Source organism: Geodermatophilus sp. Leaf369 (assembly GCF_001424455.1).
Lineage (GTDB): Bacteria > Actinomycetota > Actinomycetes > Mycobacteriales > Geodermatophilaceae > Klenkia.
Genome location: NZ_LMQA01000001.1, coordinates 604,856 through 625,021, shown reverse-complemented (window position 1 = coordinate 625,021; position 20,166 = coordinate 604,856). Strand labels below are relative to the sequence as shown.

Annotated in this window: 17 protein-coding genes; 10 read left to right on the top strand and 7 right to left on the bottom strand. The window is 74.5% G+C overall.

The features are described 5' to 3' along the window. Nucleotides 1–4: 4 nt before the first annotated feature. A complete protein-coding gene (locus ASG36_RS03035) occupies nucleotides 5–1,729 on the bottom strand; it encodes a bifunctional diguanylate cyclase/phosphodiesterase (protein WP_235494516.1) in 1,725 nt (574 codons plus the stop codon). A 191-nt stretch (nucleotides 1,730–1,920) separates the two neighbouring features. Between ASG36_RS03035 and ASG36_RS03030 the strand changes: the two genes are divergently transcribed. From ASG36_RS03030 to ASG36_RS03020, 3 genes are all read left to right on the top strand, one after another. After that, nucleotides 1,921–2,682 (top strand): SDR family NAD(P)-dependent oxidoreductase, encoded by a 762-nt coding sequence (locus ASG36_RS03030; protein WP_055759274.1) that lies wholly within the window; start codon nucleotides 1,921–1,923, stop codon nucleotides 2,680–2,682. Nucleotides 2,683–2,713: 31 nt separating this feature from the next. Continuing rightward, nucleotides 2,714–3,829 carry an alkene reductase gene (locus ASG36_RS03025; protein WP_235494514.1) on the top strand — a complete coding sequence of 372 codons (1,116 nt, stop codon included), beginning with the start codon at nucleotides 2,714–2,716 and terminating at the stop codon, nucleotides 3,827–3,829. A 111-nt stretch (nucleotides 3,830–3,940) separates the two neighbouring features. Then, nucleotides 3,941–4,966: an LLM class flavin-dependent oxidoreductase gene (locus tag ASG36_RS03020; protein ID WP_055759271.1), complete on the top strand. Its 1,026-nt coding sequence runs from the start codon at nucleotides 3,941–3,943 to the stop codon at nucleotides 4,964–4,966. A gap of 15 nt (nucleotides 4,967–4,981) precedes the next feature. Here the strand turns inward: ASG36_RS03020 and ASG36_RS03015 are convergent, their stop codons facing one another. Both ASG36_RS03015 and ASG36_RS03010 read right to left on the bottom strand, forming a co-directional pair. Then, the gene (locus tag ASG36_RS03015; protein ID WP_055759268.1) at nucleotides 4,982–5,575 is read right to left on the bottom strand and encodes a pyridoxamine 5'-phosphate oxidase family protein; all 594 of its coding nucleotides are present in this window, start codon (nucleotides 5,573–5,575) and stop codon (nucleotides 4,982–4,984) included. Next, complete coding sequence (locus ASG36_RS03010) at nucleotides 5,572–6,912, bottom strand: FAD-binding oxidoreductase (protein ID WP_055759265.1); 1,341 nt, start codon at nucleotides 6,910–6,912, stop codon at nucleotides 5,572–5,574. Before ASG36_RS03010 ends, ASG36_RS03015 begins: the two co-directional genes overlap by 4 nt. Nucleotides 6,913–7,003: 91 nt before the next feature. On the opposite strand from ASG36_RS03010, the gene ASG36_RS03005 reads away from it, so the two are divergent. From ASG36_RS03005 to ASG36_RS02975, 7 genes are all read left to right on the top strand, one after another. Beyond that, a complete protein-coding gene (locus tag ASG36_RS03005) occupies nucleotides 7,004–7,969 on the top strand; it encodes a PDR/VanB family oxidoreductase (protein WP_055759262.1) in 966 nt (321 codons plus the stop codon). A 35-nt stretch (nucleotides 7,970–8,004) separates the two neighbouring features. Continuing rightward, a complete protein-coding gene (locus ASG36_RS03000; RefSeq protein WP_055759259.1) occupies nucleotides 8,005–8,976 on the top strand; it encodes a methylenetetrahydrofolate reductase in 972 nt (323 codons plus the stop codon). Continuing rightward, entirely contained in the window at nucleotides 8,973–10,214 is a 1,242-nt protein-coding gene (locus ASG36_RS02995) for an amidohydrolase family protein (protein WP_055759257.1), read from the top strand. Before ASG36_RS03000 ends, ASG36_RS02995 begins: the two co-directional genes overlap by 4 nt. A 117-nt stretch (nucleotides 10,215–10,331) precedes the next feature. Then, nucleotides 10,332–11,120, top strand: a complete 789-nt coding sequence (locus tag ASG36_RS02990; RefSeq protein WP_235494512.1) for an ABC transporter ATP-binding protein — start codon at nucleotides 10,332–10,334, stop codon at nucleotides 11,118–11,120. A 32-nt stretch (nucleotides 11,121–11,152) separates the two neighbouring features. After that, complete coding sequence (locus ASG36_RS02985) at nucleotides 11,153–12,040, top strand: ABC transporter permease (protein ID WP_157498704.1); 888 nt, start codon at nucleotides 11,153–11,155, stop codon at nucleotides 12,038–12,040. Nucleotides 12,041–12,214: 174 nt separating this feature from the next. Further along, a complete protein-coding gene (locus ASG36_RS02980) occupies nucleotides 12,215–13,387 on the top strand; it encodes a hypothetical protein (RefSeq protein ID WP_055759252.1) in 1,173 nt (390 codons plus the stop codon). 124 nt (nucleotides 13,388–13,511) lie between these two features. Beyond that, on the top strand, nucleotides 13,512–14,939 hold the full coding sequence (locus tag ASG36_RS02975) for an amidase family protein (protein ID WP_055759249.1): 1,428 nt from the start codon (nucleotides 13,512–13,514) through the stop codon (nucleotides 14,937–14,939). On the opposite strand, the gene ASG36_RS02970 is transcribed toward ASG36_RS02975, so the two are convergent. From ASG36_RS02970 to ASG36_RS02955, 4 genes are all read right to left on the bottom strand, one after another. Beyond that, the gene (locus ASG36_RS02970) at nucleotides 14,928–16,079 is read right to left on the bottom strand and encodes an acetamidase/formamidase family protein (RefSeq protein WP_082522742.1); all 1,152 of its coding nucleotides are present in this window, start codon (nucleotides 16,077–16,079) and stop codon (nucleotides 14,928–14,930) included. The two genes, ASG36_RS02975 and ASG36_RS02970, sit on opposite strands and share 12 nt — an antisense overlap. After that, nucleotides 16,076–17,440, bottom strand: a complete 1,365-nt coding sequence (locus ASG36_RS02965) for an amidohydrolase family protein (protein ID WP_055762277.1) — start codon at nucleotides 17,438–17,440, stop codon at nucleotides 16,076–16,078. Before ASG36_RS02965 ends, ASG36_RS02970 begins: the two co-directional genes overlap by 4 nt. After that, complete coding sequence (locus ASG36_RS02960) at nucleotides 17,440–18,516, bottom strand: aromatic ring-hydroxylating dioxygenase subunit alpha (RefSeq protein WP_055759246.1); 1,077 nt, start codon at nucleotides 18,514–18,516, stop codon at nucleotides 17,440–17,442. Before ASG36_RS02960 ends, ASG36_RS02965 begins: the two co-directional genes overlap by 1 nt. An 87-nt stretch (nucleotides 18,517–18,603) precedes the next feature. After that, a complete protein-coding gene (locus ASG36_RS02955) occupies nucleotides 18,604–20,166 on the bottom strand; it encodes an NAD(P)/FAD-dependent oxidoreductase (protein WP_055759243.1) in 1,563 nt (520 codons plus the stop codon).

Sequence of the window (20,166 nt, the reverse complement as noted above, 5' to 3'; positions counted from 1 at the left end):
CCCCTCAGGCCGGGGTGGGTGCCGGCAGCGGTGCCGGCCGGCCGAACGCGTAGCCCTGGGCCATCAGGCAGCCGTGCTCGCGCAGCCAGGTCGCCTGGTCGGCGTCCTCGATGCCCTCGGCGATGACCTCCAGGCCCATGCCCTGCCCCAGCTGCAGCAGGCCCTGCACGAGCGCCGCGGTCGAGGGCTCGGTGACCACGTCGGCCACGAAGGACCGGTCGATCTTCACGGTGTGGATCGGCAGCCGGTGCAGCGCGGTGATCGCGGAGTAGCCGGTGCCGAAGTCGTCCAGGGCCAGGGTGACGCCGCTGGCGGTCACCTCCGACACCGAGCGCAGGGTGGCCTCGGCGGCGAACAGCGCGGTCGACTCGGTGATCTCCAGCTCGAGCCGGCCCGGCTCCAGGCCCGACTCCTCCAGCGAGGCCGCGACCAGCTCGGAGAAGCCGGGCTCGGCCAGGTGCCGGGAGGAGATGTTGACGTGCACCCGCAGGCTGGGCTCCCAGCCGGCGGCGTCCCCGCAGGCCTGCTTGAGCACCCAGGCGCCGAGCTTGGAGGTCAGCCGGTTGTTCTCCGCGGCGTCCAGGAACGCACCCGGCGGGAGCAGCCCGCGGGTGGGGTGCTGCCAGCGGATCAGCGCCTCGTAGCCCAGCAGCCGCTCGTCGCTCAGGGCCACGATCGGTTGGTAGAACAGCCGCAGCTCCCCGGCGTCCACCGCGTGCCGCAGGTCGGTCTCCAGCTGGAGCTGGTCGACGTCCCCGCCGCTGAGCGCCTCGTCGTGCACGACGACCCGGCCCCGGCCGCCGTTCTCCTTGGCCCGGGTGAGCGCACCGTGCGCCTGCCGCAGCAACGCGTCGGGGGCGGCGTCGGAGCCCAGCGTCAGCCCCATGCTCGCCGACAGCACGATCTCCCGGTCGTTGACGTGGAACGGGTCGTCGAGCACCCGCATCAGCCGGTCGGCCAGGGTGCGCAGCGCCTCGACGTCGTCGACGTCCTCGGCCAGGATCAGGAACTCGTCGGCCCCGAGCCGGACGGCGGTGTCCTCCACCCGGGTCGACCAGCGCAGCCGGTCGGCGACCTGGCAGAGCAGCTGGTCCCCGGCCTCGTGGCCCAGGGAGTCGTTGACCGACTTGAACCTGTCGAGGTCGAGGTAGACCAGCCCGACCGGGCCGCCGCGGCGACGGGACAGGTTCAGCGCGTGCTGCAGCCGGTCGGTGAGCGAGCGGCGGTTGGGCAGCCCGGTCAGCGGGTCGGTGAGCGCCCGGCGGACCAGGTCCTCCTCGGCGCGGCGCCGGTCGGTGACGTCGACCAGGGAGAGGACGACGAACTGCGGGTCGCCGTTGGTGCGGCGGACCAGCTCGCGGGCCTGCTGCACCCAGAGCGTGCTGCCGTCGGCGCGCTGCAGCCGGCGCTCGCCGACCACCTCGAGGTGCGGGTCCAGGGCCGGCTCGCCGGCGGTGTGCGGCGGTGCGAGGTCCTCGACGGGGATGTCGTCGGGGTGGGCGAGCAGGTCCAGGTGCCGGCCGACGAGCTCCTCGGCGGTGCGGCCGGTCAGCGCGCACAGCGCCGGGTTGACCACCTGCAGGTGGCCGTCGAGGCCGACGACGGCCTTGCCGATCGGGGCGGAGAGGAACAGCGCGCGGAACAGCTGGCCGCGGTCGGCCAGCAGGGCGTCCACGGCCCGCGGCCCGCTGGGGGATCCCGGCGGGGTGGGCGGGGCGGAGAGACTCACCCGGACAGCCTCACCCATGCACCCGCAGTAACCGCGCAACTGAACCGGGAGCGTCGTGGTCGAGTCGTGACACCGCGTCACGGCTGGCGGGGTGCGGTGGCCGGTGGGGCGGCTGTGGTGCGGCTGTGGCGCGGTCCACCCGTCCACGCCCGTGTTGACGGCGCCCGGCGGGCCCGGCGACGATCCCGGGCATGGGCATCCTCGACCGCTTCCGTCTCGACGACCGCGTCGCCGTCGTCACCGGCGCCTCCTCCGGGCTGGGCGTCCGGTTCGCCACCGCGCTGGCCGAGGCCGGCGCCGACGTCGTCCTGGCCGGCCGCCGCGCCGATCGGCTGGAGGAGACCGCCGTCGACGTGCGGGCCACCGGGCGTCGCGCCCTCGTCGTCCCCACCGACGTGGCGGACCCCGACGCCTGCACGGCGCTGGTCGCCGCCGCGACCACGGAGTTCGGCCGGCTCGACGTGCTGGTCAACAACGCCGGCGTCGGGACCGCCGTGCCGGCCACCCGGGAGACCCCCGAGCAGTTCCGCGCCGTGCTCGACGTGAACCTGATGGGCGCCTACTGGATGGCCCAGGCCTGCGGGCGGGTCATGCAGCCCGGTGCGGCGATCGTGAACATCAGCAGCGTCATCGGCCTGCACCCCCAGCCGCTGCCGCAGGCGGCCTACGCCTCCAGCAAGGCCGGGCTGATCGGCCTGACCCGCGACCTGGCCGCGCAGTGGTCGGGCCGCAAGGGCATCCGGGTCAACGCGGTGGCGCCGGGCTTCTTCGAGTCCGAGATGGGGGAGTCCTACGCCGAGGGCTACGTCGAGCGGCAGCTGGAGCGGATCGTGCTGGGCCGGCAGGGGCGGCTCGACGAGCTCGCCGCGACCGTCGTGTGGCTGGCCGGTGAGGGCGCCGGCTACGTCACCGGGCAGACCGTCGTGGTGGACGGCGGCTACACGATCGGCTGAGGTGTGACCGGGCTGACGGCACCGGGACGGAATGGTCCCGGCGCCCCGGCGGCTGACCGGTGACATGGACCTGTTCTCCCCCGTGCAGCTCGGTGACCTCGAGCTCGCCAACCGCATCGCCATGGCCCCGCTGACCCGGATGCGCTCGGGCGCCGACGGCGTGCCGGGCGACATCGTCGTCGAGCACTACGCCCAGCGCGCCAGTGCCGGCCTGATCGTCACCGAGGGCACGTACCCCAGCCACGAGTCGCGGGGCTACCCCGGCCAGCCCGGCATCGTCACCGTCGAGCAGGCCGCCGGCTGGGCCCGCGTCGCCGACGCCGTGCACGCCGCCGGCGGCACCGTGGTCATGCAGCTGATGAACGCCGGCCGCGTCTCGCACACCGACATCACCGGCACCGACCGGATCGTCGCTCCCTCGGCCATCGCCATCGACGGGGAGGTGCACACCGCCGACGGCAAGAAGCCCTACCCGGTGCCGCACGCCCTGACCACCGAGGAGGCCGTCGCGGTCAAGGCCGAGTTCGTGGCCGCCGCCCGCCGCGCCGTCGACGCCGGTATGGACGGGGTCGAGGTGCACGGCGCCAACGGCTACCTGCTGCACGAGTTCCTCGCCGCGGACACCAACCTGCGCACCGACGTCTACGGCGGCAGCCCGGAGGCCCGGGCCCGCTTCGTCGTCGAGGTCGTCACCGAGGTGGCCGCCGAGATCGGCGCCGGTCGCGTGGGCCTGCGGATCTCCCCGTCGCACGGCGTGCAGGGCGTTGTCGAGCCCGACGCTGCCGACGTGCACGAGACCTACGGGGTCCTCGTCGACGCGCTGGCCCCGCTGGGCCTGGCCTACCTGTCGGTGCTGCACGCCGAGCCCGCCGGCGAGCTGGTGCAGGACCTGCGCACCCGCTTCGGCGGCCCGCTCATGGCCAACACCGGCTTCGCCTCGCCGACCGCCCGCGAGGAGGCCATCGGCTTCGTCGAGTCCGGGCAGGCCGAGGTCGTGGCCGTCGGTCGCGCCCTCATCGCCAACCCGGACCTGGTGCAGCGCTGGGTCGGCGGGCACGAGGAGAACGAGCCCGACTCGTCCACGTTCTACGGCGGCGGCGCCGAGGGCTACACCGACTACCCGGCCCTCCACACCGCCGGCGTCTGACCTCCCGCACGTCCCCTCGGGCCCGATCGCACACCGCGGTCGGGCCCGAGCTGGTGCTGGAACAGGTCGGAGTGGTTGAGTGTTCAAGTGAGTGACCGAGGAGGTCTCGACATGGACAAGAAGATCGGTTTCCTGAGCTTCGGGAACTGGAACCCGGGCCGTGGCTCGCAGGTGCGCACCGGGCGCGACGCCCTCGTGCAGAGCGTCGAGCTCGCCGTCGCCGCCGAGGAGCTCGGCCTGGACGGCGCCTACTACCGGGTGCACCACTTCGCCCGGCAGCTGGCCGCCCCGTTCCCGCTGCTCGCCGCGGTCGCCGCGCGCACCAGCCGGATCGAGATCGGCACCGGCGTCATCGACATGCGCTACGAGAACCCGCTGTACATGGCCGAGGAGGCCGCGATCAGCGACCTGCTCAGCGACGGCCGGCTCCAGCTCGGCATCAGCCGGGGGTCACCGGAGACGGCGCTGCGCGGGGCGGAGTCCTTCGGGTACTCCTTCGCCGGCGACGCCGAGGGCGGTGACCTCGCGCGGGCGCACACCGAGGTGTTCCGGGCCGCCCTGGCCGGGGCCGGGGTGGCCGACGCCAACCCCGCGATGACCGGCGGGGTCAGCGGCAAGCTCGCGATCCAGCCGCAGGCCCCGGGCCTGGGCGACCGCATCTGGTGGGGTGCCGGCACGCGCGACACCGGCGTGTGGACCGCCCGCCAGGGCATGAACCTGATGAGCTCCACGCTGCTCAGCGAGGACACCGGCATCCCGTTCGACGAGCTGCAGGCCGAGCAGATCGAGCGCTACCGGGCCGCCTGGGCCGAGGCCGGCTGGGAGCGCGAGCCGCGCGTCTCGGTCAGCCGCAGCGTGATGCCCGTGGTCACCGACGAGGACCGGATGTACTTCGGCGACCGCAGCGGCGAGGACCAGGTCGGCCTGCTCGGGGGCGTGCGCTCCCGCTTCGGCAAGACCTACGCCGGCCCCCCGGACCAGCTGGCCGAGGAGCTCTCCAAGGACGCCGCGGTGCGCGAGGCCGACACCCTGCTGCTCACCGTGCCGAACATGCTGGGCGTGGACTACAACACCCGGCTGCTGGAGACCGTCGTCCGCGAGGTCGCCCCGGCGATCGGGTGGACCCCGAAGCACTGAGTCACCCCGCTGGTCTCACCCGGCCAGGTGCTCCCACCGCCAGCCGTCGTCCTGCCGCGTGTAGCGCAGGCGGCGGCTGGCGGTGTCCGCGCCCCCGGCCCAGAAGGTGAGCTCCACCGGCTGCAGCCGGTAGCCCACCCAGGACGGCGCCGGGGCCGACCCCTCGTCGGTGGGGACGTCGGCGGCCCACCCGCTGCGCCTCCCGGCGAGGTCGAGCCGGGCCAGCTCGTGGGTGTTCAGCCAGGCCAGCCGGCGCAGGTGGTCCGAGCGGGCCGCCCACGCCCGGGCCTCGTCGGGGTCCGGCACCACCTCGCCACGCAGCACGAGCTGTCGGGTGAACCCCGGCCAGGTCGCCGTCATCGCCGCACGGGGTGCGGCCGCCAGCTGCTCCACCTTGCGGCTGGAGCGGGCGGTGTGGAAGGCGAACCCGGTCGCGTCGAAGGACGTCAACAGCACCGTCCGGGCGTCCGGGCAGCCGTCGGTGCCCAGCGTGGACAGCACGACCTGCGGCCGGTCGGGCTCGTCGTCGTCGGGCAGCCAGCTGCGGGCGACGTCCATGGGGTCCGGAGGCGGCCGGCCGTCGGCGTGCAGGTCGAACGGCCGGGTCACCGCACGGCGCCCTTGGTGGGGCCGCCGTACTCCGGGTTGAGCTTGCCGGGGTTGAGCAGCCCGCGCGGGTCGGTGCGCTTCGCGGTCTCGACCGTGCGCTGGAGCTGGAAGTCCACGTTCCACTGGTGCGGGTCGTGCACCCCGACGCCGATCTCGTTCAGCGCCAGGATGCCGGCAGCGACCTGCTCGGGGCTGCGGTAGACCCCGGCGAGCATGCCGATCGGCCCGGAGTTGCCGATCTCGCAGTGCAACTGGCCGCCCTCGTAGACGGCCTCGACCTCGGCGAGCCGGTCGATCAGCGCCGCCCCGCCGACCTCGAGGTGGAAGTAGACGCCGGGGGCGCTCTTCTGCAGCCACTCGATGGGGTGGTTGTAGCTGAGCACGCTGATCGCCAGCGGCACCTGCGGTCCCTCGCGGACGTCCTCGAGCCGCCCACCGGCGGCCTCGACCAGCTCGGTCGCCCGGGCCACGGTGCTCGCCTCGGCGATCACCCGGACGCTGGCCCGGCCCGCCGGGTACGCCGGGTCCTCGGGCAGGGCGGCGGTGATCACCGGGTTGTCCGCCGAGACCAGCCGCGGGGTCGGGGTCATCGCGCCCAGGTCGCGGAGCACCGACTGGGCCGAGGGGAAGTCCGGGAAGCTGGCGTAGACCCCGCGCCACTCCTGCAGCGGCTCCAGCCGCACGGTGGCCCGGGCGATCACCCCGGCGGTGCCGTAGTTGTGCACGTACTGCTGGGCCTCGTCGCCCTCGACGTGGTGCAGCTCGGGGGAGCCGTCGGCGTGCACCACGTCCAGCGCCGCCACGAAACCGGCGTCGTTGGTGCCGTGCACGATGCTGCCGGTGCCGCCCGACCCGCCGGCGAGGAAGCCGCCGAGCGAGGACTGCACCGTCGAGGGGTACATCCACAGCTGCTGACCGGTCGCCTGGGCGGCCCGCTCGCAGGTCACCATCGGTGCCCCGGCCTCGGCGGTCAGCCAGCCCTCGCCCACCTCGACGACCGCCCGGGCCCGGGACAGGTCGAGCACCAGCCCGCCGGACATCGGGATGCCCTGCCCGTAGTTGCCGGTGCCCTTGCCCCGCGGGGTGACCGGGACGCCGTGCCGGACGGCGGCGGCCACGGCCTGCCCGATCTGGGCGGCGTCGGTCGGGAACGCGACCACGTCGGCGACCCCGAGCGGCAGCAGCTCGCTGATGATCGGGCTCATCCGGGCGCCGTCGACCGAGGCGCGCTCGCGGGCCCGCAGCTCGGTGCTCACGTTGCGCTCGCCCAGCAGGTCGGTGAGCTCGGCATCCAGGGCGGCGACGGCGGCAGGGCGCGTGGTGTCGGTGAGGGTCACACCGAGGATGGAAACGCGCGGCGGTTACGTCCGTGTGACCTCTTCGGGTCATCGGTGACCCGGGGGCTCCCGGGGTGCTTCCATCCGGCGCGTGAGCTTCTTCTCCGACGTCGAACGCGACCTCGTCGTGGCCGACCGCACGCTGCTGGCCGACGGCGTGGTGGCCCTGGACCTCCGGTCGCACAACGGCCGCGACCTGCCCGCCTGGACCCCCGGTTCGCACCTGGACGTGCTGCTGCGCCCCGGCCTGGAACGGCAGTACTCGCTGTGCAGCGACCCCGCCGACCGCTCCCACTGGCGCATCGCGGTGCTCCGCGAGGCCGACGGCGGCGGCGGGTCGCTGGCCCTGCACGACGAGGTGGCGGTGGGCGACCGGCTGCGCATCCGCGGGCCGCGCAACCACTTCGCCTTCGAGGTCACCCCCGGCACCCGCTACCGGTTCGTCGCCGGCGGCATCGGCATCACCCCGCTGCTCGCGATGGTCACCGCGGCCGAGGCGGCGGGGGCCGACTGGGAGCTGGACTACGCCGGCCGGTCCCGGTCCTCGATGGCCTTCGCCGACGAGCTGGTCGCCGCACACCCCGACCGGGTCCGGCTGCACCCGGCCGACGAGGGCTCCCGGCTGGCCGTGGACACCCTGCTGGAGACCCCGCCGGCCGACACCGCCGTCTACGTGTGCGGCCCGACGAAGCTGCTGGACGCCGTGGAGGCCGCCGGTGCGGACTGGCCGGCCGGCACGCTGCACGTCGAGCGGTTCGAGGCCAAGGAGTTCGGCGCCCCGGTGTGGCCCGGTGCCTTCGAGGTGGAGCTGGCGCTGACGGGGGAGACGGTGACGGTGGAGCCGGGCACCTCGGTGCTGGACGCCGTGGCCGGGGCGGGCGCCGTGGTGCTGTCCTCCTGCCGGGTGGGCACCTGCGGCACCTGCGAGACCCCGGTGCTGGAGGGCGCGGTCGAGCACCGCGACTCGGTGCTCAGCCCCGGCGAGCAGGCCGAGGACACGATGATGATGGTCTGCGTGTCCCGGGCGGCCGGCCCGCGCCTGGTGCTGGACCTCTGAGCGCGCCCGCGGGCGCCCCGGCCTGCCCGAAGTCCATGACGTTCGGGCCCTGCGGCGGGGTCACCGACGACGGCGGCTGCGAGGTGGGGCACGGGCCGTGCGCCTTCCTGCCCGTGCCGACCGTCCAGTGGCCCGGGGCGGCCCGGCCCCGCACCGGACCCGAACCGCACCTGCTCGCCCTCATGCGCCAACGCCCGGTGGTGGTCGCCGACCTCCCCGCCGTCGCGCTCGACCGGGACTCCCTGGAGCGGGCCGCCGACCGGGTCGTCGGCCACGTCGACGCGGTGCTGCTCGGGGACCACGGGGCCGCCCGGGTGCAGTTCTCCCCGACCTACCGGGCCTCGCTCGTGCAGGCCCGGGGCCTGCCGGTGTGGCAGGGGCTGAACTGCCGGGACCGCAACCGGGTGGCGCTGGAGGGCGAGCTCGCCGGGCTGGCCGACCTGGGCGTGGGCGCCGTGCACTGCGTGACCGGCGACCACACCGCGACCGGTGACCGGCCCGACGCCCAGCCGGTCTTCGACCTGGACTCCACCCAGCTGGCCGCCGCCGCCCGGGCCGCCGGGGTGCTGGTGTCGGTGGGGGAGACCCCGCACGGACCACCGGCCGAGCGCCGACCGCACCGGCTGGTGGAGAAGGTGCGGGCCGGTGCCGACGTCTGCTTCGTCAACCACGCCGGCTCGGTCGAGGCACTCCGCTCCTTCGTCGAGCGGGCCACCGACGCCGGCGCCGACGTCCCCTTCGTGGCCTGTGTCGCGGTGGCGCTGGACCCCGGTTCGGCCGACCAGCTGCGCCGGTTCACCAGCCTCCGGCTGCCTGCGGGCCACCTGGCCGGCATCGAGTCCGCCCGCGACCCCCGCCGGGCCGGCATCGCCGCGGCCATCGCGCTCGCCGAGTCCTACCTGTCGGTCCCGGGGGTGCGCGGCGTCGACCTGTCCGGCGTCCCCACGCCCGGCGCCGAACTGACCACCGCCACGGCCCTGGCCGAGATCGGACGCGCTCTCACGTGACTCTCCTGCTGCAGTCGGTCACCGACCTCGACGGTCGGTTCCTCGACGTCCGGATCGACGGGGCCACCGTCGCCGACGTCGCCCCCGCCGGCACGCTGGCCCCCCGGCCGGACGACGAGGTGCACGACCTCGCCGGGCACCACCTGCTGCCCGCCCCGGCCGAGCCGCACGCGCACCTGGACAAGGCGCTGACCAGCCACCGAGCGCCCAACGCCACCGGCGACCTGGCCGGGGCGATCGTCGCCATCCGGCAGATCAGCGAGGGCTTCACCCACGAGGACCTCGTCGACCGGGCCACCCGGGCGGCGTACGAGTACCTGGCCAACGGGACGACGGCGATCCGCACGCACGCCGACGTCGGGGCGCACGCGGGCACCCGGCACGCCCGTGCGCTCGTCGAGGTCCGCGAGGCCCTGGCCGGGCTCGTCGACGTGCAGGTGGTGGCCCTGGCCAGCGCGCCGTGGGCGCCGGGGGAGGCCGAGCTCAACGCCCGGCTGCTCGAGGAGGCCGTCGACCTGGGCGTGGACCTGGTCGGCGGGGCACCGCACATGTGGGCCGACCGGGCGGCCGGACTCGACCTGTCCTTCGGGGTCGCGCAGCGCCGCGGGCTGCCGCTGGACCTGCACACCGACGAGACGCTGGACCCCACCGCGCAGGGCCTGCTGCACCTGGCCCAGCGGGTGCGGTCCACCGGGTTCGCCCACGGCGCCACCGCCAGCCACTGCGTCTCCCTGGGCGTGCACCCGCTCGACGTCGCGCGGGCCACCGCCGCCGAGGTCGCCGCGGCCGGCGTCGGCGTCGTCGCCCTGCCGCAGACCAACCTCTACCTGCAGGGCCGGGACGCACCGGTGGCGACCCCGCGCGGGCTGACCGCCGTCCGCACGCTGCTCGAGGCCGGGGCCGTCGTCGGCGCCGGCGGGGACAACCTGCGCGACCCGTTCAACCCGATGGGCCGGGCCGACGCCACCGAGGCCGCCTCGCTGCTGGTCACCTCTGGGCACCTGTCGACCCGGGAGGCGTGGGACGCGGTGTCGGCCGCGGCCCGCCGGTGCATGGGGCTGCCCGTGCCGGCCGTCGTCGTGGGGGCACCGGCGGAGTTCGTGGCGATCGCCGCGGAGAGCCTGGACGCCGCCGTCGCCGGCGCCGGCACCGCCCGGGTCGTGCTCTCCCGTGGCCGGGTCGTGGCGAGCACGCAGGTGCAGCGCGTGGTCACGGGGCGTGCCGTGTCCCAGTCGTGACGAACCGGTCGGCTGCGTTCACCGATGGCACACGCAGGCGAAACAGACCCACCGGAAGGTGACGTCGTCGGCCGGACACCCGGTCGACCCACCGACACCGAGCCCCCGGAGGTGCCCGTGAGCGCACCCGCGCCCACCCTGTCGTCCGCCCGCCCCGCGACGGGCCAGCCCGGTGACCTGGTGCTGCGGTTCCGCGACGTCGCCAAGGCCTTCCCCGACGGCACCGTCGCGCTCGAGGGCGTCGACCTCGACGTCCGACGCGGCGACTTCGTCACCGTCGTGGGCCCCTCGGGCTGCGGCAAGTCCACGCTGCTGCGGATCGCCTCGGGGCTGTCCCCGGCCACCGCCGGCACCTCCCAGGTCGACGCCGAGCGGATCGGGTACGTCTTCCAGGACGCCACGCTGCTGCCCTGGCGCAGCGTGAAGAAGAACGTGGAGCTGCTCGCCGAGCTGCACGGGATGAGCAAGACCGCCACGAACCAGGCCGCCATGGACGCCATCGAGCTGGTCGGCCTGCGCGGGCACGAGAAGAAGCTCCCGCGGGCGCTGTCGGGCGGCATGAAGATGCGCGCCTCGCTGGCCCGCTCGCTCACCCTGGACCCCGACCTCTTCCTCTTCGACGAGCCCTTCGGTGCCCTGGACGAGATCACCCGCGAGCGCCTCAACGACGAGCTGATCCGGCTCTTCGCGGCCAAGGGCTTCGGCGCGCTGTTCATCACCCACTCGGTCAGCGAGGCCGTCTACATGTCGACCAAGGTGCTGGTCATGTCCGGCCGGCCGGGCCACATCGTGGAGTCCTTCGACGTCCCGTTCGGCCCCGAGCGCACCCCCGAGCTGCGCTTCACCCCGGAGTTCGCCGCGCTGGCCGGCGAGGTCTCCCACGCCCTCCGCGAGGGCCACTCGTGACCACCACCGCGCACCCTGCCGAGGAGACCCTCGTGACCACCACGGTCGACACCCCGCCCGCCGCGCCGACCGCGGACCCGGTGCTCACCGGCGCCGGTACCGCGCCCCTGGTCAAGCGCCGCGGCAAGGGCCGCAAGCGGGTCACCGACTCCCTGCTGCCGATCGCGGTCTTCCTGGGCCTGATCGCCGTCTGGTACGCCATCACCTACCTGGTGCTGGACCCCAACCGGCGCTTCCTCATGCCCGCCCCGCACACGATCGTCACCGACGCCCTGTTCGACGGCCCGACGATGGACAAGATCCTCCCGGCGCTGGGCCGGTCGATCGTGGTGACCTTCACCGGGCTGGCGATCGCGATCGTCATCGGCATGGTCTGGGCGATCGCGATGAGCCAGAGCCGGCCGATCGAGCGTTCGCTGTTCCCCTACGCGGTCGCCCTGCAGTGCATCCCGATCCTCGCCCTGGTGCCGCTGATCGGGTTCTGGTTCGGCTACGACTTCCCGTCCCGGGTGATCGTCTGCGTGATGATCGCGCTGTTCCCGATCGTGTCGAACACGCTGTTCGGCATCCAGTCGGTGGACCGCGGCATGCACGAGCTGTTCACCCTGCACAACGCCAGCCGGACGACGCGGCTGCTCAAGCTGGAGCTCCCGGCCGCCATGCCGGCCATCTTCGCCGGCTTCCGGATCTCCGCCGGGCTGTCGGTGGTGGGCGCGATCGTGGGCGACCTGTTCTTCAAGCAGGGCGACCCCGGGCTGGGGATCCTGCTGGACAACTTCCGCGCCCGGCTCCAGGGCCAGGAGCTCTTCCTCACGATCATCATCACCGCGGCCCTCGGGTTCGCCGTCTTCGGCCTCTTCGGCTGGCTGGCCAAGGTCGCCGTCGGGCGCTGGTACGACCAGTCCCGCGACGCCGGCTGACGCACCCCCCCCTCCACGCCCGACCCGGAGCCACCCCCGGTGGCCCCGGTGGTCGGTGCTGTCCGCACCACCCCTGCACCACCCCTGCACCACCGGGTCCGCGCACCGCCGCCGGCCCCGACACGACCCCCCGATCCTGAGGGGCCGTGCCTCTCCCCACCCCTAGGAGCACGTGTGCGCATCACCCGGACCACGTCGGCCCTCGCGGCCACGACCGTGCTCGCCCTCTCCCTCGCCGCGTGCGGCGGTGGCGACAGCGACACCGCCTCGGCCGGCCCCTCGGGCGAGGTCGGCGCCAACGACCTCTCCGACGTCTGCCCGGCCAACGTCGTCGTCCAGACCGACTGGAACCCCGAGGCCGAGCACGGGGGCCTCTACGAGTCCCTCGGTGACGACTACGTGGTCGACGCCGGCAGCAAGAGCGTCAGCGGCACCCTCATCGACTCCGACGGGGAGAGCACCGGTGTCACCCTGGAGATCCGGGCCGGCGGCCCCGCCATCGGCTTCCAGACCGTGACGGCGCAGATGTACACCGACACCGACATCAACCTGGGCTACATCGCCACCGACGAGGCCATCCAGCTCTCGGACACCCAGCCCACCACCGCGGTGCTGGCCCCGCTGGAGATCTCCCCGACCATGATCATGTGGGACCCGGAGACCTACCCCGACGTCACCTCCATCGAGGACCTCGGTGCCGCCGGCACCACGGTGCGCTACTTCGAGGGCTCGGCCTACATGGCCTACCTCACCGGTGCCGGCATCCTGAACGCCGACCAGGTCGACGGCTCCTACGACGGCACCCCGGCCGGCTTCGTCGCCGCCGCCGGTGAGGTCGCCCAGCAGGGCTTCGCCTCCGCCGAGCCCTACGTCTACGAGAACGAGGTCGAGGCCTGGGGCCGGGCGGTGGACTACCAGCTCGTCTACGACGCCGGTTTCCAGCCCTACCAGTCCTCCATCTCGGTCCGCTCGGACGACCTGGACGGCATGAGCGACTGCCTCTCCGAGCTCGTCCCGCTCATGCAGCAGGCCGACGTGGACTACCTCGAGGACCCGGCTCGGGTGAACGACATCATCTTCGACCTGGTGGAGCAGTACGACACCGGCTGGGTCTACACCCAGGGCGTGGCCGACTACTCGGTGGAGACGCAGAAGGAGCTCGGTCTGGTCGGCAATGGCCCGGACGACACCCACGGCAACTTCGACACCGACCGCGTGGACACCCTGATCGAGCAGACGACGCCGATCTTCACCGAGCAGGGCACGCCCCCGCTGGACGGCATCACCGCCGACGACCTCGTCACCAACGAGTTCATCGACGACTCCATCGGCGTCCCCGCCTCGTAGCACCCGCCCCGACGACAGGCGCCCTTCTCGTCAGCCCCGCTGACGAGAAGGGCGCTTCTCGTCGGGTCCGGCCCCGCCAGCGACCGGTCACGACCCGGGAGACCCCCCGGACACAGGAGCGAGCATGCAGACCGACGCGGCCGTCGCCGGCGACATCGACGTGGACACCCTCGCCGACGGGACGACGATGCTGGCCGCCCTGGCGGCCGGCGAGGTGTCCGCGGTCGAGCTGACCCGGGCGCACCTGGACCGGATCGCCGGGCCGGGGGCCGTGCTGAACGCCGTCGTCGTGGTCGACGCCGACGGCGCGCTGGCCGCGGCCGCCCGGATCGACGCCGACCGGGCCGCCGGCCGGCCGCTGGGTCCGCTGGCCGGGCTGCCGATCACGGTCAAGGACTCCGTCGACGCCCTCGGGCTGCCCACCTCCCATGGCCGGGCCGAGGACCGGCGGGTCGCGGCTGCCGACGCCCCGAGCGTGCGGCGGCTGCGGGACGCCGGCTGCGTGGTCCTCGGCAAGACCAACGTGCCGGTGTGGCTGGCCAGCATGCACAGCGAGAACGAGCTGTTCGGCGCCACGCTGAACCCGTGGGACCTCTCCCGGTCCAGCGGCGGGTCCAGCGGTGGCTCCTCCGCCGCGGTCGCGGCGGGGCTGGCGGTGGCCGACCTCGGCAGCGACCTGGCCGGGTCGCTGCGGGTGCCGGCGGCCTGGTGCGGGCTCTTCGGGCACCGGCCCAGCAACGGCGCGGTGTCCAAGCTGGGCAACATGCCCTGGCCGGACGGCGGGCTGCTGGAACCGATGGTGTCCGCGATCGGGCCGTTCGCCCGGTCGGCGGCGGACACCGAGCTGTTCAGCGAGGTGCTGTTCGGGGTGGAGGGCCTGGACGCGGTGGGCTGGGGGCTGCGGCTGCCCCCGGCCCGGGTCACCGACCTGGCCGGCACCCGGGTCGCGGTCTGGACCGACGACCCGGCGCTGCCCGTCGACCCCGAGGTGCGGACGGCGGTCCGCGCCTTTGCCGACCGGCTGGCCGACGCCGGCGCCCGGGTCACCGAGCTGACCGCGCCCCCCGTGGGCGGGGCCGGGGACCTCGCGCTCTACCACCGGCTGCAGGCGGCCGAGGTGGTGCACGGCTTCTCCGCACAGGACCTCGCCGACGCTCCCGCGCAGTACCACCAGTCGGTGTGGGCGGCGCTGCGCGACCTGGAGTCCGCGCGCGCGGCGACGGCCCGGTGGGCGGAGGTCTTCGGCGGCGTGGACGTGGTGCTGTGCCCGGCGGTGTCCCGCACCGCGACGGCCTACACCGACGAGCGGAAGGCACCGGAGCTCGTCGAGGTCGACGGCCGGGACGTGCCGATCGACACCGTCTGCGACTGGGCGCGGATGTCCAGCCTGGGCCGGTTGCCGGCCACCGTCGTCCCGCTCGGACCGGGCGCGGACAGCGGCCTGCCGGTGGGGGCGCAGCTGCTGGGCGCCTACTTGGAGGACCGCACCCCGCTGGCCGTCGCCCGCCTGGCCGAGCAGGCCGGGCTGGTCGGGTTCAGATCACCGTGGTGAGTCCGGTGTGCAGGTCGGCCCCGCCGCAGGGGCCCGCCGCGCGCGGAGCGCGTGGTGGGGGGCGGCGGGGTCCTTTTGGAAGTCCGCCTTCCTGATGGTGGCGTGCACGCCCTTGACCACATCGACGACCTGGCTGATCCGGAAGTCCGTCGCCGCCGAGAGGTAGGCGTAGGCCAGCGAGGCGTCCATGCCGAACGCGGCCTGCAGGAGCGCGACGGCGGCGCGGACGCAGTCGGCCACCGCGACGTCGAGGTCCTCGTCGAGCCCGGTGGGCACCAGGAACTCCGCCGTCTCCGCGAGCGGACCGGCGAGGTCGCCGAAGCGGGCCAGTGCGTCCTCCCGCGGCACCACGTCGAACCGGACGGTGGCCCGCAGGCTGGCCTCCATGGCGGTGAGGGACACCTCGCCGTCGCCCTGGGCGAAGTGCGGGTCGCCCACGTAGGCCAGTGCCCCGTCGACCTGCACCGGGAGGTACAGCGTGCTGCCGGTCGTCAGCAGGGCGATGTCCAGGTTCCCGCCGTGCCGCCCCGGCGGGACCGAGTGCGGCCGCTCCGCCCCCGGGACGGCGACGCCCATGATCCCGAGGAACGGCCGCAGCGGGAACCGCACCGTGGGCGGTGCGCCGGGGGTGAGCGGCAGCAGCCCGTGGCCGCCGTCCGCGGACACCGCGGCGAACGCGCTGAACACCGGGGCGCGGCCCAACGGGTGCTCGCCAGCCAGCGCGCCCTTGCCGTGCCGGTTGGAGATGACGCCGTAGGGCACCCGCGGCGTCGTGTCGAGCACGGTCATCGCCAGCAGGTCGCCGACCCGGGCGCCGTGCACCGCGACCGGGCGGCTCACCACGTGCGGTCCGTCGACGCCGAACTCGTGCGGGTGCGCGCTCGTGGCCAGGGCCACGGCGTCCTCGAGCACCTCGGTCACCCCGTGCCGGCCGAAGAACGCGGCCGGGTCGCGGCCCTGGTCCTCCAGGACACCCTCGTGGCTGACCGTGTCCAGGGTGACCGCCGTCCCGGGCTCGACGGTGAGCACCGGCTCGTCCGCCGCGCACGGCAGCCTGCCCCAGAGGACGTGCTCGGGGGTCGAGGGCAGGTACGTGTCGGCCGCGATCGGCCCGCGGCCGGGCTGGAGGACCGCCGTCACCGGGCCGCGACCTCCGCGGCCAGCCGGGCCATCCGCTCGTGCACCTGGTCGACCACCTCGTCGGCCTGCGGGTCGGTCAGCTCCGCGCCGTCGGCGACCATGCGCCCGCCCACCCAGACCGAACGCAGGTTGCGCAGCGAGCAGGCCAGCACGTAGGTGCCGACGGCGTCCCAGACCGGCCCGGTGTCGGGCCTGCGCGGGTCGACGACGCAGAAGTCGGCGAACCGGCCCACCCGCAGCGAGCCGACGTCGCCGTCCACGCCCAGGGCCTCGGCACCGCCGCGGGTGTGCATCATCAGCACGTCGGCGACCGGGGCGGCCATCGGGTCCTTGTACTGCGCGCGGAGCATCGCGATGCCGGTGCGCATGTTGTTCCACGGGTCGGCGACGTCGGTGCACGACTGGTCGTCCAGACCCATGCCGACCCGCATCCCGGCCGCCCGCAGCTCCGGGATCGAGGCCACCCCGCTGGCCAGGCGGCCGTTGCTCATCGGCTGCCAGCTCATCCCGCACCCACCGGCCGCGGCGGCGGCGATGATCTCCGGCGTCGTCTGGATGAAGTGCCCGAACACCAGCTGCGGGGTCAGCGCCCCGGCCTCGGCGTACCAGGCGAACTTGGACCGCTGCAGGTCCAGCATCTCGGCGGTCTCCAGGAAGTGCGCCTGGTTGACCAGCCCGTACCGCCGCATCACCTCGACCTCCAGGGCCGCGGTGTCCGGGGTCGGCGCCCACTGCACGGCGCCGCTGACCGCGACGCCCAGCAGCAGCGAGGGATCGGCGCCGGCCGCGGCCGCGACGGTGTCCTCGACGTGCGCCAGGGCGTCGGCCCGAGGGACGTCGCCCTGGGCCAGCATCACCGAGTGCAGGCTGCGCAACCCGGCGTCCAGCTTCGCGCGCAGCTGCGCCTCCTGGCGGGCCACCGAGGGGATCCAGTCGCCGAAGCTGGCGATCGTCTTGTCGAACTGCAGCCCGCCGTCGGTGAAGTCGTAGGCGGTGGTGATCCCGTTGCGCAGGAAGTCCTGCGCGCCGTGCCGGGTCGACCAGTACATGTCCTCCGGGGTGGCCGGCATGACGTAGCGCAGCATCGCCTCGATCCAGCCGTACAGCGTCTCGTCCATGCCCAGCCCGCGGCTGCCCGAGGTGAACAGGTGGCTGTGCGCGCTGACGAACCCCGGTCCGATCAGGGTGCCGGTGGCGTCGAGCACCTCGTCGGCGGCGGCGAGCTGCTCCGGGGTCGGCGTCCCCGGCTCGACGTCGGTGAGCCGCCCGTCGGCGCCGACGGCGAACCAGCCGACGAAGGGGGCGGGGCGGTCGGGGTCGACGGTGAGCAGGGTGGCGCCGTGCACGAGCAGGGTGGTCATCAGGAGGCCTCCGGGGTCCACTGGCCGGTGACCAGTTCGGTGTACATGCGGCGCAGCAGCAGGCTGTTCTTGTCCGCCTTGGCGTGGGCGTTGAGGTGCTGGGCCAGCGGGAACCCGTCGGGCAGCCGGTCCAGCAGGTCCTTGTCCTCCAGCTCCACCTGGTGGTCGAAGGCGCGGATGTCGGCGGCCGGGCGGTCGGCCTCGGTGTCGGTGCGCAGCACCACCTGGTGGATCACGCAGCTGCGGTCGTCGACCGGGGTGATCGCCTTGAGCATCACGTGGCCCAGGCCGTCGGGGTAGCGGATGAGCAGGTGCATGAAGAAGGGCAGGTGCACCTGGCTCCAGGTGTGCCGCACGGTGGAACCGGTCTCCCCGGGGCGGCCCTCGACCGGGACGTCGGTCCAGGTGACGAGCCCGTACGGCGTCCGCTCGACGTTCTGGTCGGTCAGCTCGGGGTTGTCCGGGTTGCCGAAGGAGTTCCGGTGGACGAACGCGACGTGCCCGGGGTCGATGTTGTTCTCCACCAGGTGCATGGCCGTGCAGTCGAAGTCCCAGGAGCCCTCGGGCACCTGGCGCCAGGCGGGGTCGTCCCACTCGGCCACGTGCGGGACGTCGGCGATCGGTCCGCCCTCGTCCTCGCCGGCCAGGCAGACCCACACCAGCCCGTAGCGCTCGGTGCTGGCCACCATCGTCAGCCCGGACTTCGTGGGGTGCGGGGAGTCGGGGAACTGCGGGATCCGCCGGGTCGTGCCGTCGGCGTCCCACTCCCAGCCGTGGTAGGCGCAGACCAGGCGGCAGTCGGTCACCCAGCCCATCGACAGCGGGGCGTCGCGGTGCGCGCAGCGGTCGTGCGCGACGCTGACCGGTCCGTCGGGGTCGGGGCGCCAGACGACGAGGTCGGTGCCGAGCAGCCGGCGGTGCAGCGGGGCGGCGCCCCGTCGGCCGGGCTCGGGCTCGGTGCGCACGTCGTCGACGGCGCACACCACGTACCAGAACCGTCGGAAGACGGGGTGCTCGGAGAGCACGAGGTGGTCGGGTCCGGCGTGCCGGGTGGTGCGCTCCTGCAGTGCGGTCATGGGTCGTCGTCCTGGTCTCGCACGGGCCGCTCGCGCCGTTCGCGCGGCCCCGGGGGCACGCTGCCCGCCGCGGGTTGCGGTGCCGTTTCAGCCCCGTTGCACGTCCGCGAGGACGACGGCCGCGGCATTGCGACCCGAGGCGCCCCACACGCCGGCGCCGGGGAAGGTGCCCGCGCCGGTGAGGTAGAGCCCGCGCACCGGGGTGGCGTACCGGGTGAGCTCGGGGTCCCGGCCGACGAGGGCGGCGAGCGGTCCGCCGGAGAAGGACGGCGCCCACCCCCGCGGCATGCCCAGGTCGCGCTCGTAGTCCTCGGGGGTGACCACCCGCCAGCGCCGCACACCGGCGGCGAACCCCGGGCCCACCTGGGCGGCCAGCAGGTCCAGCCACCGCTGCGGCTCGGCCGACGCAGCCCAGCCACCGGGGACCGCGTACGGCGTCCAGAGCACCTCGAGGGAGAGCACGTGGTCCGCACCGACGAGCATCGTCGGGTCGAGCACGGAGGGCGTGTTGACCAGCGCCATCGGCCGGGCAGCGACGGCACCGCTCGGCAGTGCGGCGTGCGCGGCCTCGACGGCGGCCAGGGACGGCGCCAGCGTCGTCGTCGGCACGTGCGGGTCGAACGGGCCGACCCGCTCCTGCAGGTCGTGGACCTGGGGGAACGCCGGGAGCGTGCCCACGACGGCGTCGAGCTTGGACTCGTAGCCGTCGGGCTGAGCCCGGTCGGTCCACCGCGCGACCATCGCCTCGGCCCCGGACGGCGGCTGCGGACCGAGCCAGTCGACGACGGTGGTGCGCGGGTCGATCGAGCTGACGACGACGTCGGCCGGGACCTCCTCGCCGCTGTCCAGCAGCACCCCGCGCACCCGCGGACCCTCCGCCAGCACGCGGACGACCCGGGCGCCGGTCCGGACGACGCCGCCGGCGGCCTCCAGCGCACCGCGCAGCGCCGTCGGCAGCGCACCGGAGCCGCCGACCGGGCGGCCGATCCCGACCAGGTGCCGCATCGCGATCCCGGTGGCACCCAGTCCGGTGCCCGGGGTCGACGGCGCGACGCCCCAGACCGCAGGCCCGGTGGTGAACGCGCCGGCCACCAGGAACTCGTCGGTGAGGTAGCGGCCGAGCACGTCGACGACGCTGCGCCGGGACCAGTCCAGCAGCCGGGGGAGCGCGAGCGCCTTGCGGTCGGCCAGCTTCCGCAGCACCCGGCCGGGGGTGGGCGGGGTCGAGGTGAGCTCGACCAGCAGCCGGGCCACCGGCGTGGCGTCGGCCAGGTAGCGCCGGTAGCCGGCGACCTGGGTGGGGTGGGTGACCGCGAGGGCGTCCAGGGTGCGCTCGGCATCCCGGAACTGCACGAACGCCGGGCCCGCGGCGTCGTCCCAGCCCACGTGCAGGGCCTGCGGGTCGACGTCGAGGTAGGCCAGGCCGTGCGCGGCGAGGTCCAGCTCGTCGGCGATGGTCGTCGTCCGGACCATCGTGTGGTCGCAGTTGCAGGTGTTGACCCGTGCGCCGTCCAGCGCGTCGACGGTCGCCGCGCAGCCGCCGGTCTCGGAGCCGGCCTCCAGCACGGTGACCGCCAGCCCGGCCCGGGCCAGGTACGCCGCGCAGACCAGCCCGTTGTGCCCGCCGCCGACCACCACCATCGTCGTCAT